The following is a 21,910-nucleotide window of genomic DNA, read 5'->3' as shown; positions in this document are numbered from 1 at the left end:
CGCACGGTCGGGAAGAACGGAAAGGGGAACCCATGATGCACATTGGTGCCCGCGATGGTGCGCGGACTTCAGTCCGCATCTTCCCGTGGCCTGGGCACCGGAGCGGACTGAAGTCCGCGCACCACGTCCATCACTGCGGCGCTACCGCTCAAGAGATTCCCTCGCGATCATCGCCCGCTTGCGGATCGTGCCCCAGCGGTAGCCTCCCAAAGCACCGGTTTCCCGGATCACCCGGTGGCAGGGAATCAGATAGGAGATCCGGTTGCTACCCACCGCCGTACCCACCGCCCGCGCGGCCTTCGGGCGCCCGACATCCGCCGACAGCTCACCATAGGAAACCAACCTGCCCGATGGGACCCGCAGCAACGCACGCCATACCTGCAGTTGGAAGGGAGTCGCCCGGACGCACGCCTTCAGTTCGCCACTCCCATCCCGGAAAATCCGATCGACCCACTCGGCCGCCATCGCGTCGTCGCGCTTCAGCGTCGCCCGCGGCCAATCCGCCGCCACCCAAGCGAGCATGTCGTCGTCCGACTCATCGTCGCCGAACGCGAGGTGACAGAGCCCGCGCGGGTTATCGGCAATCACCGCACGTCCGAAGGGCGTCTCGGCGAATCCGGCACGCATCACCCAGCCGTCGCCGCCCGACTTGATTTCGCCCGGAGTCGCTGCCTCGAGCTTCACCGTCAGGTCGTGCAGCCTTCCCGGACCGGAAAGCCCGGAATCAAGCGCGACCTCCAGCACGTTTCCCCCACCGCGCAGCAGTCCCCGAGCGTGCTCGAAGGTCACGCACTGCAGGAATGCCTTCGGCGAAACACCGGCCCAACGGGTGAAGAGCCGTTGAAAGTGCGAAGGACTCAGACCGACACGTTCCGCGAGTTGCCGGAGATCCGGTTGCTCGGCGAACGATTCGTCGAGATGGCGGATCACCGCCGCCACGCGCTCGTAGTCGGTCATCGGGAGAAACGCTAGCAGTCCCGCCGGCCGCCGCCCACCCGATCCTTGCGGTGGAGTGGCTCCCTCCGGGGAGCCGGGCGGCTGCATGCCGCCCCGCCATGCCATGGCGCTTGGAAAGCACCACTCCATCCATCGTGCAAAGCGCCATGCCCGCTACGTATTCCCCCGCCACCCCGATCCGTTGGATTGACGCGCCGCAGGACCTGAGTTACGCGTCGCAGCCCATGGCCCGTCGCATTCTTTCCGTTCTCGCCTTGCTGGCGGCGTTTGCCGTGCAGGCGTCCGCCCAGGTCTCCGTCGACCTGAGGTTCCAGAAGACGAGCTTCCTCGCTGGTGAGCCGATCCCGGTGACCGTCTCGCTGACCAACCTTTCGGGTGCCGACCTCACCTTCGCCGGCAGCGTGCGCAAGCCGTGGATCGATTTCATCGTCAACTCGACCCGCGGCGTGCCGCTCAGCCCGCTCGGCAAGCCGGCCTTCGGCGCCGTCAAGATCCCGGCCGGCAAGACCGTGGCCAAGTCCGTCGATCTCACCGAACTCTACGCCTTCAGCGAGATCGGGAACTTCTCGGTCTATTCCATCGTCCGGCTGCCCAACCAAACCACCGGCGGTTACCAATCGAAGCGCCACCTCTTCACCATCACCACCGCCAAGCCGTACTGGTCCCAGGTCGTGGGCGTCCCGGGCAAAACCGGCCGCAGCAACGAGTTCCGGCTGGTCCAGTTCACCGCCGGCCGCAAGAACCAGCTCTACGCGCAGGTGGCCGATGCCAAGACCGGCCGCATCCTGCGCACCCACCATCTCGGCGAGGTCCTGATGCTCAAGAAGCCGACCGTGGCGGTCGACAGCTCGCTGAACATGCACATCCTCTACCTGATCACCCCGACCTTCTGGGGCCACGCGCGGATCTCGCCCGACGGCTCGTTCATCGGTCGCGACCTCTACAAGCCCGGTGCCACCGACCCCGGACTCGCCCGACTCGAAGATGGTACCATCAAGGCCGTGGGCGGCGTCCCTTACGACCCGAAAGCCGAAGCCGAAGCGCGCGAAAAGAACCGAAAAGCTTCGGACCGGCCGGACTTTATCTACGAGTGAGGCGCGGAAATCCGCAGCCCGCCGGGGAAATGCTTTACATCGGGAAGCATTTTATTAATAAAACCAAACATTTCGAAACACCTTAGTATTCATGAAGAGCCTGATCCGTGCAGCCCTGGTCCTTGCCGTGGCGTTCGTTGTGACCGCACCGGCTCATGCGAAGTATTTCCGCACTGTGGTCATCGACCCCGGTCATGGCGGCCACGACAAGGGCGGCCAGTGGGGACTGGTGTATGAGAAGCACCTCGCCCTCGACACCGCCGCCCGTCTGGAGACCGAACTGAAGAAGCGCGGTTTCCGCACCGTGATGACCCGCCGCAGCGACTACTTCATCTCGCTACCCGAGCGCGTGCGCATCACCAAGAAATACAGCAACGCGATCTTCGTCAGCATCCATTACAACTACACGTGGAAGCAGCACGTCGCCGGCCTTGAGACTTTCTACACCTCGGCGCAGAGCCAGCCGCTGGCCTCCTACATCCAGTCCGGCATGATGCGGAAGGTGCGCACCACCAACCGCGGCGCCAAGTTCGCGCGCTACTATGTGATTCGCAACAACTCCTGCCCGGCGGTCCTCGTCGAGTGCGGGTTCGTCAGCAATGCCCAAGAGCGCGCCCGGATGAAGTCCGCATGGTGGCGCCAGGCACTCGCCGAAGGTATCGCCGACGGCATCGTGCGCTTCCGCAAGAGCTAGTCGGGCGAAGCGGACCGCGCGGCTCCGACCGCGCCCCGGAGCCTAGGGCCCGACTGTGCGCGATCGGAGTCGGTTCGCCCTCTTCTTTCCGCCGAACCGTTCGCAGGCCTGTCTCACAGTGGACCGCGCGACCCCAGTCGCGCCCCGGAGCCACGGGCGAAAACGCCCTACCGTGGCTTGCGACCGGCGATGAGTGGACAGGGGCCGGTGGTCAGTTTCTCGCTGCCGACGACTCAGGCTCATCTTCTAGCGGTTCCCGTAAGTGCCCTGAGACGTTTCGAATCACCGCCAAGGCGCAAAGGACGCCAAGCCCGGTTAGAGTGCTTTCCTTCGCGGCCTTGGCGTCTTTGCGGTTCCATCCATCGCGCTCGGAAGAATTCGGGTCAATTCGTCGAGTAGCCGATGCTCCGGGGCGCGAGTGGGCTCGCGCGGTCCGCTTCGCGATGCCTTTGCGATTCCACAGGCCGCGCCACCGGGGAAGCGGCGTCTTCTTTCCACCGAACCGTTCGCAGGCCTGTCTCAAGACGGACCGCGCGGCTCCGACCGCGCCCCGGAGCCACGGGCCCGACTGTGCGCGATCGGAGTCGCGCGGTCCGTTGTGAACGCTGCCATTGCCGACCCATGCCTTTGCGATTCCAAAGGCCGCGCCATCGGGATTAGCCTTCCCGCATGGGATGGGTGACGGCCGGTGAAATGCGCGCCATCGAGGAAGCGGCGTTTCGCGACGGCGTCGATGCCGGTGACCTGATGGACGCCGCGGGCGCGGGAATCGCCCGTCTCGTTCTCGAATCCTTTCCAACTCCCGGAACCGCGGTCGCCTTCATCGGCAAGGGCAACAACGGCGGCGACGCATTGGTCGTCCTGGAGCATCTCCGCAAGTGCGGATGGAGGGTCGCCTTCCGGCCAAGCCACCCGGAGACGGAACGAAGCATCCTCACCCGGCAGCGCGGGCGACGCCTCGGGATCGGCGAGTCGCCAGGGATTCCTGACGGACCCGGTCCCCTGCTGCTGCTCGACGGACTGCTCGGAATCGGCGCCGGCGGACCGCTGCGCGAGCCGCTTGCCGGACTCGCCGCCGGGATGAACGAGCTGCGCACCACCCGCGGCGCCATCGTCGCGGCCATCGACCTGCCGAGCGGTATCGATACCGACAGCGGCGAACCGTACGAGGGCGCGGTGGTCGCGGACCTGACACTGACCATCGGCGTGCCGAAGCGCGGGCTATTCGCCGATGCCGCAACCAATCACTGCGGCCGATTGTATCTCGTCCCCGTCCCGGAACTTCCTCCGCCCGATCGAACCGGCCCGCGCATCACCTGCCCCGCCAACTTTCCCGATCTCCTGCCTCCGCGACCCCACGACTTCCACAAAGGCAACGCCGGCCGGGTGGCCGTGCTTGCCGGATCGCCCGGCATGAGCGGGGCGGCCGAGCTTTGTGCGACCGGAGGGCTGCGCGGCGGCGCCGGCCTCGTGACGCTCTTTCTCGATCCCGACAACCTCGCCCGGCCGACTCCGGAAATCATGGTGCGGCACGTTTCACGGCGGATCGAAGCGGCCTTCGACTTCGCGGCGGACGCCCGGGTCATCGGCCCGGGCCTCGGCACGCTGACTCCACCTCAGATCGAGCAGTTTCTCGAGCGTCTGGCCGCGGATGATCGCCCGACCGTGCTCGATGCCGACGCCCTCAACCTGCTTGCCGCCCATGGCAAGGTCGACGCACTGCGCCCGAACCATTTGATCACGCCCCACCCCGGCGAGTTCGCGCGCCTCGCCCCGGACCTCGCCGGATTGCCACGGGCCGATGCGGTGGCCCGTTTCGTCGACCGCCACCCGTGCACGCTGCTGCTCAAGGGCGCGCGCACGATCGTTGCGGCCGAAAGCGGAGACCTGCGCTTCAACCCGACCGGCCATGCGGGTATGGCCAGCGGCGGCCAAGGCGACGTGCTCGCGGGTGTTTGCGGCGCACTGCTGGCGGCAGGTCATGCATCGGCCGATGCCGCCATGCTGGGAGCGTGGCTATGCGGTCGAAGCGCCGAGAGGGCGATCTCGCACGGGGGCCAGAGCGAGGAAAGCTGCACCGCGGGAGACACGCTCGTTCACCTTGGTGGCGCCTTCCTCGATTGGCGCGAACAGCGCCGCTGAAGCCGTCCTACTTGGACTTGTTCGACTTGTTGTTGCGCTGGTTCTGCTTCTTCAGCTGCTCCCGCAGCTTGCGGGCTTCCTCCTGCGCCTTCTTCTCCAGATTGTTGTCGCGGCGAGCCACCACCCGTGTCGCCTTGTAGAGCGAATCCGCGGACGTATCGCCGGCTTCCTTCAGGCTGCCGGTCACCATCGCCTGCATGCCGGGCTTCAGGTCACTGATCTTCGCCTCCTCGCCATTGACGATCACATCGGCGAAATCGCTCAACACGTAGGTCTTCTTGCCGACTTTGAAACGGTTGCCGCGCACCCACTGCACCGTGGGAAGCTCGGCGGCGTGGCCGGGCTTCGTCAGCGGCTTCTTCTGGTTCTTCTTTTTCTTCTTCGGAGCCGCGTGCGCTGTCGTGGCGGTCAGGCAGGCCGCCGCACCGAGAAGAACGAGGAACTGGCGTCGGTGGAGGTTCACGCTGGCCATACCGCATCAACCGCCCGCCTCTGTCAGCCAAGAAAGGCCGTCGGCGCTAGGATCGGGGCGAAATCCGCGTATCCTGCCGTCCCAATGCCCGCTACGAACCCCATGCTTCTCGCCCTCACGGCGGCAGGCCTCACTTTCGCCCACGCCGCGGAAAAAGAGGAAGGTGCCAAGCTCCGGTTGATCTCCGAAATGTCGGTTGTCGAACCCGGCAAGCCTTTCACCGTCGGCGTCCACATCCATCACTTCCCCGAATTCCACAGCTACTGGAAAAGCCCGGGAGTCGTCGGCTACCCGACCACCGTCGAGTGGAAGCTGCCGGAAGGTTTCTCGGCCGGTCCCCTCGAGTGGCCGATCCCCGAGAAGGTCGATATGGCGGGCCACATTGCCCACGGCTACACCCGCGATGTCCTCCTCACGGCGGTGATCACCCCCCCGGCCCAAATCGCCGGAAGTGAGATCACGCTCGACGCCCAGATCGCCTGGATGGCCTGCGCCGACGCCTGCCACCCGGGCAACGAAGCATTCTCGCTCACCCTGCCCGTCGGCGCGGACGCGAAGCCGGGCCCGAAGCATGCGAAACTCTTCGAGCAGGCCCGTGCCTCCCGACCGCAAGCGCTCGAAGGCTGGAAAGCGAGTGTCCTGAGCACAATCGACGCGAAGCTCATCGAACTGAAGCTGGAGCCACTGGACGACAGCAGCCCCAAGCTTCCCGATCCCTATTTCTACTCGGAGGACGGCCAGATCTCATCCATACCGCCAAAGATCGAAAAGCTCCCGGACGCCTCCCTTATCCTGCGATTCGAGCGCTCGAAGTACGGCCCCGAAGGCGTGACCCATCTACCCGGGCTTTTGGAATTCGGCGCCGAAGGCAGCCGGACCATTCGCGCCATCAACCCCGACGTCCCCTCCAAGTAAACCCAGACCTGACCCTCACGACCTTTCCATGAAACATCTGATCCTATCAATTCTCGCCGCGGCATTCGTGCCGCTGAATGCCGCTCCGGTCGTCTATCAGGGCACCGAAGGCCCTGGCGCCGGCAAGCACATCGTCTTCCTGGCGAGCGACCATGAATATCGGTCCGAAGAGTCCTGCCCGGCCCTCGCCCGCATCCTTGCCAAGCACCACGGCTTCAAGTGCACGGTCGTCTTCGGCGTCGATTCGAAAGGACACATCGAGGCCGGTTCCTCGAACCTCGAGGGCATCGAGGCGCTCGGCGATGCCGACCTGATGGTCATCTTCACCCGTTTCCTCAATCCGTCGCCCGAGCAGATGGCTCACTTCGAGGCCTATCTCAACCGCGGCGGCCCGATCGTCGGAATGCGCACCGCCTCGCACGCCTTCAAGATCCCGGCGAATGCGAAGTACGCGAAGTATGACTTCCGCTCGAAGGTCAAACGCTACGAGAACGGCTTCGGCCACCAGATCCTCGGCAATACGTGGGTCGGTCACTACGGCCAGAACCACAAGCAGGGCACCCGCACCCTGCTGGTTCCCGAGCAGACGAACCACCCGATCCTCCGCGGCGTCGCCGACGGTGCCTTCTGCCACGCCGGCGCCTACAACGGCGAGCCGCGCGACGGTTTCACCGTGCTGACGAAATCGCAGCCGCTGGTATCGATGGACCCGAAGGCCGAACCCGACACCAAGAAGCCGCCGGTGGCTTCGTCGTGGACGCGCTACTACTCGACCGCCGACGGCAAGCAGCACCGCGTGTTCCACACCACCCAGGGCGCTTCCGAAGACATTCTCGACCCCAACTACCGCCGCCTCGTCATCAATGGCATCTTCTGGGCCGCCGGTCTCGAGGACGCAATCCGCAAGGACCTGCCGATCGATCTCGTCGGTCCCTACCAGCCGACCACCTTCAAGATGAAGGGGCATGTGAAAGGGGTGAAGCCGAAGCAACTCGAAGGCTGGGACAGCCCGATCATGCCGAAGCCCGCCGTCCCCAAGGAGGATGCGAAAAACAAGAAGCTGGACCGGGCGGCGCCCGACAAGGATCCGGAGCTGGCACAATACGCGATCACCCTGAAGGGATCCCCCCGCCCCGGAAAGGCCCAGCCGATCGCGACCACCCTGCCGATCGATCCGGCCAAGGGAACGCGGATCGCGCTCATCGGCAACCTGCTGCTCGATGCGGAACGCCGCAACGGCCACCTCGAAACCCTCCTGCACCAGGCTTTTCCCGACCGCGAATTGCGGATCCGCAACCTGTCGTGGCCGGCCGATGAAGTCGACCTCCAGCCGCGCCCCGACAACTTCGGCGACCTCGACCAGCACCTCCTCTACTTCAAGACCGACCTGATCATCGCCGCGTTCGGCTCCAACGAATCGTTCGCTGGAGCCGAAGGCGTCGATGAGTTCGGCAAGCGTCTCGACACCTTCCTCTCCCGCCTGAAATCGCAAGCCTACAACGGCGAGTCGGCCCCGCGGATCGTGCTGCTGTCGCCGGCCGCCAACGAGGACGTCACCGAAGTGCAGGCCGCCACCCGCAATGCCGCGAACCTGAAACTCTACGCCGACGCCCTGCGTGCGGCGGCCGACCGCCACAAGGTTGGCTACGTCGACGTGCTGACCGCCACCTCATCCGCCTTCGGCGATCCGGCGTCCCGGATGACGATCGACGGCAACGCCCTCAACGCCGGCGGCCACGAGATCTTCGCCAAGACGACGTTCGAAGGCCTCACCGGCAAGAAGGCCCCGGCGGTTGACGAAGATCTCCGCGCCTCGGTGGTCGACAAGGCGTCGCAGTTCTTCCGCCGCTACCGGCCGCTGAACACGTTCTACTACACCGGTGGTAGAAGCGGCACCTACGGCTACCTCGATTTCCTCCCGGCAATGCGGAACTACGACCTGATGACCGCCAACCGGGACCGGGCGATCTGGAAGACCGCGGCAGGAACTCCGACCAAGCCCGACGACTCGAAGGTTCCCGCTCTCGACGACGTGCTGCTGGCCCGCGGCGCCAACGAATGGTTGTCTCCCGCCGAAGAGCGGCAGGAGTTCATGACCGATCTTGGTTTCGAGGTGAACTGCTTCGCCTCCGAAGAGGACTTTCCCGAACTCGCCTGCCCGATCGCGATGCGCTGGGACGCAAAAGGCCGCCTGTGGGTCTCCTGCTCGGTCGTTTACCCGCATCTCTATCCCGGCCAGGAACCGCGCGACAAAATTGTGATCCTCGAGGACACCGACGCCGACGGCAAAGCCGACCGTTGCTCGACCTTCGCCGACGATCTCCACATCCCGCTTTCCTTCGTCCTCGACGGCAATGGCGGCGTGTATGTCTCGGAGCAACCGCACCTCACCCACCTCCGCGACACCGATGGCGACGGCAAGGCCGACGAGCGCGAGATCGTGGCCACCGGATTCGGCTGCGAGGACTCGCACCACTCGCTGCACGACTTCATCTGGACCCCCAGCGGCAGGCTCCTCTTTCGCGAGTCGATCTTCCACAACACGCAGGTCGAGACGCCCTACGGACCGGTCCGGGCGAAGAACTCGGCGTGGTTCGAGTTCGAACCCGCCACCCGTCGGATCACCACTTTCGGCAGCTACCGGAACACCAATCCGTGGGGCGTCGCGTTCGATGATTGGGGGCATCACGTCGCCTCGCATCCTGTCTTCGCCGACAGCTTCCACGCCACCAATCCCCCCTATCCCGCGCAGCACATCCCGGCTCAGGGCATGCAGGCCTACTCCGGTGTCTGCGGCCACGATTTCGTCGACTACCTCTTCTGGCCGGAATCCATGCGGGGAGGCTTCATCAAGGTGCGCTACAAACCGACCAACCGCGTGGAGATCCACCGCTGGATCGAGAAGGAAGACCACTTCGCCGAGGAATACGTTTCCGACCTGATCTTCTCGAAAAACCTCTCGTTCATCCCGGTCGATTTCCAATTCGGCCCGCGCGGCGCGGCCTATGTCTGCGACTGGTACAATCCGGTGAAGGGCCATGCCCAGTACTCGCTGCGCGATCCCCGGCGCGACCGGAAAAGCGGACGGATCTGGCGTATTGTCCCGAAGGATGTCGAACTCGCCGAACCCCGGGAGATCGATGGCGCCTCGGTGGCCGAGCTGCTCGATCTACTGAAGATCCCGTACAAAAATGTCCGCCAGTGGAGCCGTCGCGAACTGCGGTCCCGCGATCACGAGGAAGTCCTGGCCGCGCTCAAGGGCTGGCTGGCCGGACTCGAAACCGGGAACATCCACGCCCGGCTCGAAGGGCTGTGGGTGGCCGAAGGAATCGGCGCGCCCGACAAGGCCCTGCTCGAGTCTTTGCTCACATCCGACAACCACCTCGCCGCGGCTGCCGCGATGAAGACCTTGCGCGCGTGGCATGAGGATGTCGGCAGCGAGGAAACCCGCCGCCTGCTGGCCGCCGGCGCGCTCCACCCGTCGCAGCACGTCCGTCGCGAAACCGTCCTCACCGCCAGCCACGTCGGCGGGCGCGACGCGCTGACCGCGGTGCTCCCGGTCCTCGACCAACCCGCCGGCACCCACCTCAGCTACGCCATCCGCACCGCCTTCGCCTCCGCCGCCCTCGTCAACGACTGGAAAGGCACCGAGATGGAGGCCACGGTGACCGCGAAACTCAAGCGACTCGGCAAAGGCGGCAGCGGCAGCGCGGTCGAGCTCACAGCCGAGGAGAAGGCCTTCGATGCCCAGCCAGGAGTCCAGTCGGTGGTCATCGGTTGCGTGCCGGAGCGACTTCTTTTCACCCTGAAGAGCTTCAGCGTGAGAGCCGGCAAGCCGGTCAAGCTGACCCTGCGGAACCCCGACGCCACCCAGCACAACCTCGTCATCGCCGACCTCGGCACCCCGGTCCAGGAGATCGGCGAAGCCGGCAACGAGATGGCGAAACGGCCGGACGGCGCGGCGAAGCACTTCATCCCCGATGACCCGCGCATCCTGCACGCGACCAAGCTCCTCGAACCGGAGTCATCGGAGACCCTCCGCTTCACCGCCCCCAAGAAACCCGGGCGCTATCCCTTCGTCTGCACCTTCCCGGGACACTGGATCCTGATGCAGGGCGAAATGATCGTGGAGTGACTGACTCTTCGGACGAAAGCCAGTCGTTCAGAGTTCTACAACCCGGTAGAAACGCCTAAAGTAGGTTCCGAACGGATTTAGATTCCTCTGCACGGTTAATCCAGTTCCACCAACCGTATCTTCGATGACCCAGCACCATAGATCTGAGCTGCTTTCAAGCCGATAGCTCGTCCCTATTTCGGTTTCCCACTCGAATTGCAATCCACCGGCTGTCCTCGTCAGCACGACCGGCACGCGTGGCTGGCTGACCCTAACACTCTTGGGGTCGATCACGAACGAAATCAGGTCGCTCCCCGCCCGAATCGATCCGGATGCCGATGTCATCTCGCAGATGTTGGCTACACCGTCGGGGAGCACATGCACGTCGAAGAGTTCAGCTGGCGACGTGCTATCGAGGAACTCGATCTTGAGTTCGCGGGCCGATTCCACACCGGAATACGGGAAACTCGGAAAGCTTCCACCCCGCTCAGCGTCCAGTATGACTGTGAACCGGTCAGGATTGCCACCAAAGTCCCAGCATACTGACTCCATAATGCTCGTGCCATCTGGAATATTGGCAATCGTCCCGGCCCACGTCAGCTCTCCGATGCGGACCGTCACAGCAAGGTTCACTTGGCCGTAGAACCAAGCCCGGCCCGCAACGGCGCCATCGAAGACCAGAAAACTGCGATCGTCGACGAGGGCATCGGAGTCGTATGCCAACTGAATCTCGACCTCATCTTCAGCGGCAACCCCTGTGAATCCGGTGCCGCCAACGGTACTGACCGCACCCTTCCCCGCCCATAGCACTTCGGAGGCCGAAGCCGTTGCGATCATTAGGCTGACTGGGAGAAGTGCGTGGCGAATCATGGTGCGAGGTCATCCCGATCTCTCATTACCCGCAAGCAGTTTCTAGAGGCGAATTTGCGCACGGCCCTGAATGCTTCGTACCTCTCTCCCTTCGATCGCGAAAGACTTCCCCATCCATGGAACGTTTGTTGAGAATGATCCGTCTTCTCCTTTTGCTGCTCGTCACCCCGTTGTTCGGTCTTGGCGCCTACCCGCCGGAATTCTCCGACGCCCGCGAGGAAGTCTACCGCAAGGTCGGCGACACCGAGCTGAAACTCTGGATTTTCGGCGAGACCGATACCGAGCACCCGAAGCCCGCCATCGTGTTCTTCTTCGGCGGTGGCTGGAACAGCGGGTCACCGGCGCAGTTCGAAAACCAGGCCCGTCATTTGGCGAAGCGCGGCATGATCGCGATCACCGCCGACTACCGGGTGAAGTCCCGGCAAGGCGCCAAAGCCGCGGACTGTGTCAGCGACGCCAAGGCCGCGATCGCCTGGACCCGGGAGAATGCCAAGCGACTGGGCATCGACCCCAAGAAGATCGCTGCCGCGGGAGGGTCCGCGGGAGGGCACATCGCCGCTTGCACGGGCACGGTCAGCGGATTCGGCAGCGACGAGCGACCGAATGCGATGATCCTCTTCAACCCGGCATGCACCTTGGCGCCGATCGAGGGTTGGGATCCTGCCGGCTTCGGAACCAAGGTCAGCGCCGAGCGCCTCGGCGCCGAAGCGAAGGCCCTCTCCCCCTCCCACCATGTCGGCGACCACACCCCGCCCACCCTAATTCTCCACGGCAAGAAGGACACCACCGTCCCCTACGCTTCCGTCGAGGCGTTCGAGACAGCGATGAAGAAGGCCGGGCGCCCCTGCCAGCTCGTCGGCTATGAAGGTCAGGGACACGGGTTCTTCAATCGAGGCGAGTCCTTCGACGAAACCTTGGCCGAGGCGGACAAGTTTCTCGTCGGGCTGGGCTGGATCAAGAAGCCGTAATGCCGCGGTGAACCGCGCGAGCCCACTCGCGCCCCGTCAGTTCGGCGAATGCGCGAGTGGGCTCGCGCGGTCCGTTCCTACAGTCCGCCTCTAGAACGGCCAGATCAGTGGGATCGTGATCGAGGCCACGATCCACAGCAGAAGATTCAGCGGCAGGCCGACCTTCACGAAGTCCTTGAAGTGGTAACCGCCGGCACCGAACACGTAAGTGTTGGTCTGATAGCCGATCGGGGTGGCGAAGGACGCGCTCGCCCCGAACATCACCGCGATCAGGAACGGGATCGGTGAGGCGTCCACCGCCTCCGCGATCCGCAGCGCGATCGGCGCAAGGACCACCGCCACCGCATTGTTCGAGACCATCTCGGTCATGATGCTGGCGAGCAGATAGAGACCGCAAAGGATGCCCCACGGACCGAGCGGTGCCAACCAGTCGGCGACGTGCGCGGCCACCGTGCTCGCCGCACCGGTCTTGTCCATCGCGATGCCGAGCACCAGCATGCCGATGATCAACAGCAGGATTTTCCAATCAACCGCCTCGTAGGCCTCACGCGGCGTCAGGCAGCCCGTAAGAAGCACGAACAGACCGGCAAGGAAGGCCGCGGAAAAGGTGTCGAAGTCGACCGACGGCAGCCCGATCCAGGCGAAGTCGAACGAGGCGAGGAAAACGAACAGGAGGATGCCCGCCAAAGCAAAGGGCGCCTTGCGCAGGTTGAACGCCTCGGGCCGTGGCTCGGACAGCGTGATGAAGTCCCGCTCCGCCTTCAGGCGCTCGATACCCTCGCGCGATCCTTCGACCAGCAGGGTGTCGCCGAACTCAAGGCGCAGGGTTTCGAAGTCACGCGTGATGTTCTGCCCTTCGCGGTGGATCGCCAGAATCAGCGCGCCGAACCTCTGGCGGAAGGCGAGCTCGGTCAGGGTGCGGCCGGCCAGCGACGAATTCGGCCCGATCATGCCTTCGAGAAGCACCGCTTCACGTTGCTCCATCGGCGTGAGATCGCTCTCGCCAAGACCGACATTCACTCCCTCCGAACGGTGGAGTTCGGCCACACCCTTGGTGCCGGTGCGGATCAGCAGTCGATCGCCCTCCTCGAGATAGATCTCATTCAGTGCATCCTCCAAGACACGTCCCCGGCGCCGGACCTCGATGACTTTCAGCGAGCGGGACCGGCCCTTCAGCACCTCCACTGCGGCCTGACCGATCAGCGACGAATCGGTCGGCACCTCGGCCTGGATCAGGAATTCCCGCCCGCGGGCGGCGTCGAGCAGGGTCGCGAGCGTGTCCCGCGCCGGCAACAGCTTCGAGCCGAACAGCCAGAGGTAGGCACTCCCGAGCACCGCGTAGATCATCCCCAAGGGCGCGATCGAGAACAGGTGGAAGGGCTCGATGCCCTGTTCACGCGCGATGCCGTCGACGAGAATGTTGGTCGAGGTGCCCGCCATCGAGCAGGTGCCGCCGAGAATGCAGGCATACGACATCGGGATCAGCAGCCGTGAAGGCTTGGCACCGCTGTCGCGGCAGAAGCCGAGGATGACCGGAAGCAGGATGACCACCAGCGGCGTGTTGTTGACGAAGGCGGAGCAGACGACGCAGACCACGAGCAGGGTCAGCAGTGCCCGTCTCTCGCTGCCTTTGGCAACGACATTGAAGAGGCGTCCGAGCTTGGCGATCTGACCGGTCCGTTCGAGTGCCGCACTGATGATGAAGAGTGCACCGATGGTCACCGGCGCCGGATTGGCAAAGGCGGAAAGCAGGTCGTCGCGGTCGACGATCCCGGTCAGCAGAAGCACCCCGGCGGCTCCGAGCGCCACCAGTTCCACCGAGAGCTTTCCCCACAGGAAGACCGCGAAGACCCCAAGGGTCACCGCGAACACCAGATACTGTTCCCACTCGGGCGGCACGGTGGAAATCATCGACCCGCCGGGCGCGCGAACCAAGGTCGAATTGCGCGGCACCGCGCACGCTCCGGTTCCATTTCCGCCCCGGTTTTCTCATTGCGTCACCCCGGGGCATCCCCGAGCCTGCGACGAACCTCAAAGCTTCACGATCATGGGACTCATGGACTTCATCAAAGGCGAGTTGCTCGAAATCATCGAGTGGCAGGACGATTCGCGCGACACCATTGCCTGGCGCTTTCCCGACGACGACAAGGCGATCAAGAATGGCGCCCAGCTCATCGTCCGCGAGAGCCAGACGGCGCAATTTGTCTACCTCGGCCAGTTCGGCGACACCTTCGGCCCCGGAAAGCACACGCTCAATACCGAGAACATCCCGGTCCTGACCCGCCTGAAGGGCTGGAAATACGGCTTTCAGTCGCCCTTCAAGGCCGACGTCTACTACGTCAACACCCGGCTCTTCACCGGCAACAAGTGGGGCACTTCCAACCCGATCATGCTGCGCGACCAGGACTTCGGTATCGTCCGCGCACGCGCCTTCGGCACCTACGACTTCAAGGTCACGAACGTGCAGACCTTCCTCAAGGAAGTCGCCGGCTCCGACCACGACTTCCGGGTCAACGAGTTCGCCGACACCATGCGCTCGCGCATCGTGTCGATCTTTTCCGAGGCCCTCGCCGAGGCCCACGTGCCGGTGCTCGACGTCGCCACCCGCTACTCCGAACTGGGCGACGCCCTCCTTCCGATCATCAATCCTGCGATCTCGACCAAGTACGGCATCGAGGTCGACTCGTTCATCGTCGAGAACGTCAGCGTTCCGCCGGAAGTCGAGGAGGCCATCGACAAGCGCTCCGCGATATCGGCCATCGGCAACCTCAACGACTACGTCAAATACCAGATGGGCCAGGGTATGGCCTCCGGTGAAGGTGGCGGCGGCCCGGCCGGCATGGCCAGCGAGATGGCGATCGGCTTCGCGATGGCGCAGGAAATGATGAAGAACTCCGGCATTGCCGGGTCCCCTCCGGCACTCCCCGGCCAACCCGGTGCGGCGGCCGCTCCGGTGGCCCAGAATCCCGACATCCTCGACCCGGCGTCGGTCGCCCGCATGCTCGGCGTGACCGAAGCCGACGTGATGGCCGAGATCGATGCCGGCAACCTGAAGGCCAAGAAGATCGGCTCCGCCCACCGCATCACGCGCGACGCGCTCGACGCCTTCCTCGCCCAGTGAGCTGACCATGGCTGGAGCGTCCCGCTCCAGTCCGTGACGGGAGCGTCCCGCTCCCTCGTCAGAACGCCCAGCCGTCCATGGCCGAGCCTCCTCCCATTCCCGAGGACCTCTCTGCAGACGCTGAGGGCGATCCTATCGTCGTCTCGAAAAAAGACGTCCCGCGCCACCATCCCGACCTCCGCGGTTCGGACGCGGAGGTGCGCTCGCTCGAGCGGCACGTCTGCCCCGAGTGTGGCGGCAAGGGCGAGTGGGACCCCGGGAAACGCAAACTCGTCTGCCCCTACTGCGGGACCGAGTTCGACCGCGTCGCGCCACCGCCGCTGCCGAATATCACCGAGCACGACCTCGACGCGATGATCGCCGATCTCGGCGAAAAGGCGTCAACCGTCGAGACCCGCGAGCGCAAGGTCCAGTGCACCCACTGCCATGCCATCCTCACGCGCGACGCCTCGAACGTCGGTCAGTCGTGCGACTTCTGCGGCTCGCCGGAGATGCTCGACTACGAGGAGATCGAGGCGCCGGTCCGGCCGGAGTCACTGCTCCCCGCCATCATTTCGAAGGAAAAGGCCTACCACTCGCTGAAGTCGTTCCTCGCTTCCAAGTGGTTCGCGCCAAACGACCTCAAGAAGCGCAACCTCGTCGACCGCATCCACGGAGTCTACCTGCCTTACTGGACCTTCGACTCGGCCGCCGAGTGCCCGTGGACCGCGGACAGCGGCACCTACTACTACGTCACCCGTACGCGTCGGGGTTCCGACGGCAAGACGCAGACCTACCGTGAGCGAAAAGTGCGTTGGCGGCCGGCCCGCGGCCATGTCTCCACCTGGTTCGACGATGTGCTGGTCACCGGATCCCGCGGCCTTGATCCCGACATCCTGCGCCGGCTCGAGCCATTCCCGACCAAGGAACTCGTGCCCTACGAGACGCGTTACGTATCCGGCTGGGACGTCGAGTCCTACCAGATCCCGCTGCTGCAGGCCGCGCGCACCGGCTTCGGCATCATGGAAGGGCAGCTGCGGGAGATGTCCGCCCGCGAGGTCCCCGGCGACACCTACCGGAACCTGCGGATCTACCCCGAATACTCGCGCAAGACCTTCAAGCACATCCTTTGCCCGGTCTGGCTGCTCGCCTACCAATACCGCGGCAAGCCTTACAAAGGCGCGATGAATGCCGTGACCGGCCAGACCTACGCCCACTTCCCGAAATCGCCCTGGAAGATCGCCTTCGTCGTCCTGCTGGTGCTGATCGTCGTCGCTGTGGTGTTCTTCCTCGTCAGCCGCTGACGCATGGGCCACTTACGGGGCATCGACATTCCTGTCGATGGATTGGACCGGGCATGAACCATCGACAGGAATGTCGATGCCCCTTAAAGGTGACCAAACGCATGTTCCTCGACCCCCACAAGGAGCTCCGCAAGACCGGGCGTGACATCCCGCACTGGGAGCAGGGTGAGGTCATGCAATTCGTCACCTTCCGTCTCGCGGATTCCCTGCCGAAATCGAAGATCGAGGATTGGATGTCCAAGCGAGAAGCGTGGCTCCGCACAAATCCGGAGCCTTGGACCCCTGAGCAAACCGACCGCTACCATCTCGAGTTCACGGATCGATTCGAGCGCTGGCTCGATGCAGGCCATGGCTCCTGTCTTCTGAAGGATCCAGCGAACCGGGAGATTCTCGCCGAGACCCTGATGAGGTTCCAAGGAGACCGGGTGATTCACCATTCGTGGGTGATCATGCCGAACCATGCTCATTTGCTATTCACTCCAAAGGCTCCGCTCGCCGACTTTATCAAGGCATGGAAGGGAGTCTCCGCCCGACGAATCGGAAAAGGTTCGATCTGGCAGTCAAACTACAGGGACACGCTGATCCGCAATGCATCCCATTTCGTGAATGCCGCCCGCTACATTCGCAGGAATTCGAAGGGGCTTCAAAATGACAGCTTCACCCTCTGGGAAGGTGAGCGCGTGAGGCGAATCCAGTGACTTCCGGGGCATCGACATTCCTGTCGATGGTTCATGCCCGGTCCAATCCATCGACAGGAATGTCGATGCCCCGTAATTTCTCCCGCATGCGAATCGACATCCTCACGCTTTTCCCCGAGATCGCGCTTGCGCCGTTGAGCGAGAGCATCATCGCGCGGGCGCGGGAGGCGGGGATCGTCGAAGTCCGCGCGCACCAGCTCCGCGACTGGGCCAAGGACAAGCACCGCCGGACTGACGACTACCTCTGCGGCGGCGGCCAGGGCATGCTGCTCCTGCCCGGACCGCTCTTCGACGCCATCGAGGAACTCCGTCGCCCGGAAACCAAGGTCATCCTGATGACACCGCAAGGGAAGGTCTTCAAACAGGCGATCGCCCGCGAGCTTTCCCAAGAGGAGCACCTCCTGATCATCTGCGGCCACTACGAGGGAGTCGACCACCGCGTCATCGACGAGCTCGTCGACCTCGAACTCTCGATCGGCGACTACGTCCTGACCAATGGCGCCATCGCCGCCGCGGTCGTGACCGATGCCATCGTCCGCCTGCTCCCCGGAGCGCTCGGCGACGAGCGATCGCCCGAAGACGAATCGTTCTCCGACCCGAACCTTCTCGAAGCCCCGGCCTACACCAAGCCGGCCGACTTCCGTGGCCTCAAAGTCCCCGACGTCCTGCTCTCCGGCCACCACGCGAAGATCGAAGAATGGAAAAAAGCCAAGGCGCTGGAACGCACCCGCGCCAACCGACCGGACCTGCTCGATTCCTGACAGTTCTGCCGAAACCGCTGAAACCCAGTTGGTTTTGTAACGGAGGAGTATCGCCGCAGGATTGACGGCAGCGGTTCCCCCGTGCTTTTGTGGAACCTGCAACCGAATCGTTCGGCATGGATAGAATGCACACTGGCAATCTCCGACAAGGGCCCCTGATGGCGGCCATGCGCCGGAAGTTCACGGTGGGATTGGTGATCGCGTTGTTGGTTGCTACCCAGCTTCCGCTTATCTGCGCAGCCGCATTGTCCGTCGCCAATCCGGGCAGCGACCACCAGCTTCTGGTCGTGATCGCCGATCGGCAGGTCGAGCTCACGCTCCACCATGTGGGCGACTCCGTTGCCTGCCGGCACCGGCACACGGCAATCGAACACCTGCTTGTCCATGGGGATCCCGACGCGCACCCGGACCACCACCTCAGCTTTGGCGCCGGGCCGCTGACCCTCAAGCCGTGCGCCGACGAGACCGGAAGTGAGGCTCCCGAGGAGCTCCCGGCAACCACCGACGACCCTTCCCTCCACTTCCGCGAGGAGTTCGAGGCGCTTCCGACAGCATGGACTGCCGGAGCCGATCGCAGCCCGCCGCACCCGGATCCGCGGGTGCGAAGAAAGGGCACCGTGATGCGGAATTGAGCGGCGATGGCATGGCGCGTGACACCGGCATCCGGTGATCCGCGCTCCCTTTGCATTCCCGGGCCCGAACGCCCGGATCCCCGGCCCGGATCCTTTCGATCCGGCCCCTCCCATCGAAGCACCGCTCCCCCCGGTTCAAACCGCACGCATCACCATGAAAACTCTTGCTCTTCTCATCGGCCTCGCCTCCGGGCTTGGCGCCCAGACCCTCATCGGCTGGAACAACCTCGGCATGCACTGCATGGACGACGACTACTCGGTCTTCTCCATCCTGCCGCCCTACAATACTTTCGACGCCCAGTTCATCGACGCCGGCGGCCACCTGGTCACCGACACGTCCGGCCTCGTCGTCACCTACGAAGCCATCGGTGATCCGGACGGCTCGATCAACACGACCTCGACCGGGAAAACGAACTTCTGGAACTACACGACCGACTACTTCGGCGTGGCCCTGCCATCCGACACCGGCCTGACCGGGAAGACCATGCCCGGTGCTGCGAACACACCGCAGTTCATGGACTTCGACGGCGTGATGAACTGGTTCGAAGGCGCCGGCGTGCCGATCACGGCGACCGACGACTCGGGACACCGCAATAGCTATCCGATGATGCGGCTGACCGCGAAGACACCCGGTGGAACCGTGCTTGCCACGACAGACATCGTACTTCCGGTGTCGACCGAAATGGACTGCCGCAAGTGCCATGGCTCGGGCACGGGACCCGCGGCGATGCCGGCCGGAGGCTGGGTCAACGACCCGCACCCGTCCCGCGACTACCGACTCAACATCCTCCGCCTCCACGACGAGCGCCACCTGGGTACGGAGCCCTACACCGGAGCGTTGGCCGATCGCGGATATCCTCCGGAGGGACTGGAAGCCAGCGTGATGGACCATAACCATCCGGTCCTATGCGCCGCATGCCACGCCTCCGAAGCGCTCGGCGCGCCGAGTTACCCGGGCGTCAAGCCTCTGACCGAATCCATGCACGGCTTCCACGCCGGAGTCGTTTCCCCCGACAATGGCATGAGCCTCAATGCGAACGCCAACCGGAGCTCCTGCTACCAGTGCCATCCGGGTTCGGACACCCGCTGCCTGCGCGGAGCGATGGGTTCGGCGGTGGCGGCGGACGGATCGGCCTCGATGCAGTGCCAGTCGTGCCATGGCAACATGAGCGCCGTCGGTGACCCGGGCCGGACGGGATGGCTGGACGAACCGAACTGCGGTTCATGCCACCAGAATAGCGAGCGTTTCACTTCGGTCTTCCTTGCGGGCGGCGGCGTCCGCCCTCCGGCCGGCACGTTCGCGAGCCCGCCCGACACCCCCGCGCCGGGAATCAGCCTCTACCGTTTCTCGGCGGGGCACGGCGGACTGCAGTGCAGCGCCTGCCACGGCTCGACCCACGCGGTCTACCCTTCGATCCATCGCAATGACAATCTGCAGAACTCCGCGCTTCAGGGGCACGCGGGAACCATCGCGAACTGCACCAGCTGCCACTCTTCCATGCCGGTCACCGTCAACGGCGGGCCGCATGGCATGCACCCTACCGGCGACAGTTGGGTTCGCGACCACCATGACTTCGGCCAAGGTGCCAGTTGCCAAGCCTGCCACGGCAGCGACCTCCGCGGCAGTCCGTTGTCACGCACCTTCGACTCTCGGACGCTCACAGCGCGTAACGACGGCACCACGCAGACCTTCGAGATGTTCCGCGGCGAAACCGTGAGCTGTTTCATTTGCCACCGGCAGGAGGACGACGGCGGGATCGGCGGACTGTTCAACAACAATGCCCCGCCCGTGGTTCCCGACAGCACGCTGATCACATCGACCGACACCCCGGGGGCAACCACGCTGACCGCCAGCGATGCCAACGGTCAGGCGCTCACACTCCGAATCGTCCACCAACCCCACCACGGCACCGTCGCCCTGACCGGCACTCTCGCGACCTACTTCCCGGATCCCGGCTTCAGCGGTCCCGACTCCTTCACCTACGCCGCCTTCGACGGATTCCGGGAGTCGAATCTCGGCACGGTCAGCGTTACAGTCGGAGACCCGCTGCTGGCGGACACTCTCGACACCGATCTCGACGGGTTGCCGGACGTCATCGAGTATCTCCTCGGGTTCGATCCCGGATTCCCGACCGCTCCCGGAGTCCGGGTGCCCGCCATCCGCGATGTCGGCGGCACGAACTACTACACCTACCGGATTTCGCGGGCGCCCGCTCCGGCAGACGGCACCGTGGTCGTCGAATTCACCTCCGACTTCGTGACGTGGGTGCCGGGAGTGATCCTGACCGACACGCCGTTCCTGCTCGACGTCCGCGATCCGGATCCGGCAAGCCTGCACCAGAAACGATTCGCCCGTATCCGCGGTGAACGATGAGCGACCTGGGGCGACTCAGCGACGTCGACGGAAGAACGGAACCAGTCCCAGCAGCCCGAGCACCGCGACGGACGGCTCGGGAATCACCGACACCGCAGCCCGCTCGATCAGCAGGCTGTCGTCGCTGTAGTCCTCGTTGAGGACGAGACGAACCGACTCGATGCCGCGGGTCGGGTCCAGAGTCGCAACGCCGGCCGAACTGAAGTTCGCGCCTCCGTCCGACGAGTAAAACAGTTCGGCGGTGGCAGCATCGAGATCGATATCGAAGATGGTAAGCAGCGAGCCGCTGCCGCCAAAGAACACATCCGGCGTATCCGACGCACCGGTCCCGACCGCGTTCCCGTACATCGTCACCTCATCGGCACCGGTGCGGGTGAAGAACGTCTCGGCCGTCACGAAGGTCGAACGTGGGTCGAAAGTGATCAGGGAAAGCCGGAACTCCTCGTCCTGTGCCGGATCGTAGATCGCATCATCGAACGACCATGAGACATGGAACAGCGCCAGCACACGCCCACTGTTGATTCCGTTGATATCGACGTAAACCGACCCGAAGTCCGTGTTCGCCTTGCCGGACGCGTCGAATTGCCCGGCGCCATTCGTCGAGGTGCCTGCCAGATCCCCGTCGGTGTCCCACGAACCGCCCTCAGTGCCGGTGTTCACCGTGTTCTCAATCGTGGTCCCCGCGGCGTCGTTGAACTCGAAGTCGGTCACGATGTTGCCGCTGTTGAAGTCGGTCAGGACCGTGGCGGTCACGGGGGAAATTAGAGCCAGCCAGAGCAGGCGGGGGGCGAGGGAGTTGATGCTCATCGTTCCCA

At 64.4% G+C, this 21,910-nt stretch carries 17 protein-coding genes; 12 read left to right on the top strand and 5 right to left on the bottom strand.

The features are described 5' to 3' along the window. Nucleotides 1-141 precede the first annotated feature (141 nt). Complete coding sequence (locus HAHE_RS10680; RefSeq protein ID WP_338684303.1) at nt 142-957, bottom strand: methylated-DNA--[protein]-cysteine S-methyltransferase; 816 nt, start codon at nt 955-957, stop codon at nt 142-144. 224 nt (nt 958-1,181) lie between these two features. On the opposite strand from HAHE_RS10680, the gene HAHE_RS10675 reads away from it, so the two are divergent. From HAHE_RS10675 to HAHE_RS10665, 3 genes are all read left to right on the top strand, one after another. Then, a complete protein-coding gene (locus tag HAHE_RS10675; protein ID WP_338684301.1) occupies nt 1,182-2,051 on the top strand; it encodes a hypothetical protein in 870 nt (289 codons plus the stop codon). A 91-nt stretch (nt 2,052-2,142) separates the two neighbouring features. After that, nucleotides 2,143-2,745 carry an N-acetylmuramoyl-L-alanine amidase gene (locus HAHE_RS10670; protein WP_338684299.1) on the top strand — a complete coding sequence of 201 codons (603 nt, stop codon included), beginning with the start codon at nt 2,143-2,145 and terminating at the stop codon, nt 2,743-2,745. 669 nt (nt 2,746-3,414) lie between these two features. Further along, nucleotides 3,415-4,887 carry an NAD(P)H-hydrate dehydratase gene (locus HAHE_RS10665; protein ID WP_338684297.1) on the top strand — a complete coding sequence of 491 codons (1,473 nt, stop codon included), beginning with the start codon at nt 3,415-3,417 and terminating at the stop codon, nt 4,885-4,887. A 7-nt stretch (nt 4,888-4,894) separates the two neighbouring features. Here HAHE_RS10665 and HAHE_RS10660 read toward each other — a convergent pair whose 3' ends face one another. Beyond that, nucleotides 4,895-5,350 carry a hypothetical protein gene (locus HAHE_RS10660; protein WP_338684296.1) on the bottom strand — a complete coding sequence of 152 codons (456 nt, stop codon included), beginning with the start codon at nt 5,348-5,350 and terminating at the stop codon, nt 4,895-4,897. Between the two features lie 111 nt (nt 5,351-5,461). On the opposite strand from HAHE_RS10660, the gene HAHE_RS10655 reads away from it, so the two are divergent. Both HAHE_RS10655 and HAHE_RS10650 read left to right on the top strand, forming a co-directional pair. Continuing rightward, entirely contained in the window at nt 5,462-6,274 is an 813-nt protein-coding gene (locus HAHE_RS10655) for a protein-disulfide reductase DsbD domain-containing protein (RefSeq protein WP_338684295.1), read from the top strand. Between the two features lie 28 nt (nt 6,275-6,302). Beyond that, nucleotides 6,303-10,409: a PVC-type heme-binding CxxCH protein gene (locus tag HAHE_RS10650; RefSeq protein ID WP_338684294.1), complete on the top strand. Its 4,107-nt coding sequence runs from the start codon at nt 6,303-6,305 to the stop codon at nt 10,407-10,409. 27 nt (nt 10,410-10,436) lie between these two features. On the opposite strand, the gene HAHE_RS10645 is transcribed toward HAHE_RS10650, so the two are convergent. Beyond that, nucleotides 10,437-11,258 carry a hypothetical protein gene (locus tag HAHE_RS10645; protein WP_338684292.1) on the bottom strand — a complete coding sequence of 274 codons (822 nt, stop codon included), beginning with the start codon at nt 11,256-11,258 and terminating at the stop codon, nt 10,437-10,439. Between the two features lie 134 nt (nt 11,259-11,392). Here HAHE_RS10645 and HAHE_RS10640 point away from each other — a divergent pair, with 134 nt between their 5' ends. Continuing rightward, on the top strand, nt 11,393-12,226 hold the full coding sequence (locus HAHE_RS10640) for an alpha/beta hydrolase (protein ID WP_338684291.1): 834 nt from the start codon (nt 11,393-11,395) through the stop codon (nt 12,224-12,226). Nucleotides 12,227-12,316: 90 nt separating this feature from the next. Here HAHE_RS10640 and HAHE_RS10635 read toward each other — a convergent pair whose 3' ends face one another. Next, complete coding sequence (locus HAHE_RS10635; protein ID WP_338684290.1) at nt 12,317-14,137, bottom strand: SLC13 family permease; 1,821 nt, start codon at nt 14,135-14,137, stop codon at nt 12,317-12,319. Between the two features lie 136 nt (nt 14,138-14,273). Here HAHE_RS10635 and HAHE_RS10630 point away from each other — a divergent pair, with 136 nt between their 5' ends. The 6 genes from HAHE_RS10630 to HAHE_RS10605 all read left to right on the top strand — a co-directional run bounded on the left by HAHE_RS10630 (nt 14,274) and on the right by HAHE_RS10605 (nt 21,095). After that, nucleotides 14,274-15,347, top strand: coding sequence for an SPFH and helix-turn-helix domain-containing protein (locus HAHE_RS10630; RefSeq protein ID WP_343218185.1), 1,074 nt, complete (start codon nt 14,274-14,276; stop codon nt 15,345-15,347). 77 nt (nt 15,348-15,424) lie between these two features. Beyond that, nucleotides 15,425-16,630: a zinc ribbon domain-containing protein gene (locus tag HAHE_RS10625; protein ID WP_338684287.1), complete on the top strand. Its 1,206-nt coding sequence runs from the start codon at nt 15,425-15,427 to the stop codon at nt 16,628-16,630. 101 nt (nt 16,631-16,731) lie between these two features. Beyond that, nucleotides 16,732-17,328, top strand: coding sequence for a transposase (locus tag HAHE_RS10620; RefSeq protein WP_338684285.1), 597 nt, complete (start codon nt 16,732-16,734; stop codon nt 17,326-17,328). Nucleotides 17,329-17,414: 86 nt separating this feature from the next. Then, nucleotides 17,415-18,089: a tRNA (guanosine(37)-N1)-methyltransferase TrmD gene (gene trmD, locus HAHE_RS10615; protein WP_338684284.1), complete on the top strand. Its 675-nt coding sequence runs from the start codon at nt 17,415-17,417 to the stop codon at nt 18,087-18,089. Nucleotides 18,090-18,256: 167 nt separating this feature from the next. Continuing rightward, nucleotides 18,257-18,721 carry a hypothetical protein gene (locus tag HAHE_RS10610; RefSeq protein WP_338684282.1) on the top strand — a complete coding sequence of 155 codons (465 nt, stop codon included), beginning with the start codon at nt 18,257-18,259 and terminating at the stop codon, nt 18,719-18,721. Nucleotides 18,722-18,875: 154 nt separating this feature from the next. After that, nucleotides 18,876-21,095, top strand: coding sequence for an Ig-like domain-containing protein (locus HAHE_RS10605; RefSeq protein WP_338684280.1), 2,220 nt, complete (start codon nt 18,876-18,878; stop codon nt 21,093-21,095). A gap of 15 nt (nt 21,096-21,110) precedes the next feature. Here the strand turns inward: HAHE_RS10605 and HAHE_RS10600 are convergent, their stop codons facing one another. Continuing rightward, the gene (locus HAHE_RS10600; protein ID WP_338684278.1) at nt 21,111-21,902 is read right to left on the bottom strand and encodes a hypothetical protein; all 792 of its coding nucleotides are present in this window, start codon (nt 21,900-21,902) and stop codon (nt 21,111-21,113) included. Nucleotides 21,903-21,910: the final 8 nt, after the last annotated feature.

It is taken from the genome of Haloferula helveola (assembly GCF_037076345.1).
Taxonomy (GTDB): Bacteria; Verrucomicrobiota; Verrucomicrobiia; order Verrucomicrobiales; family Akkermansiaceae; genus Haloferula; species Haloferula helveola.
The sequence above is the reverse complement of the archived record's forward strand: the minus strand, read 5'-3'. Positions and strand labels throughout refer to the sequence as shown.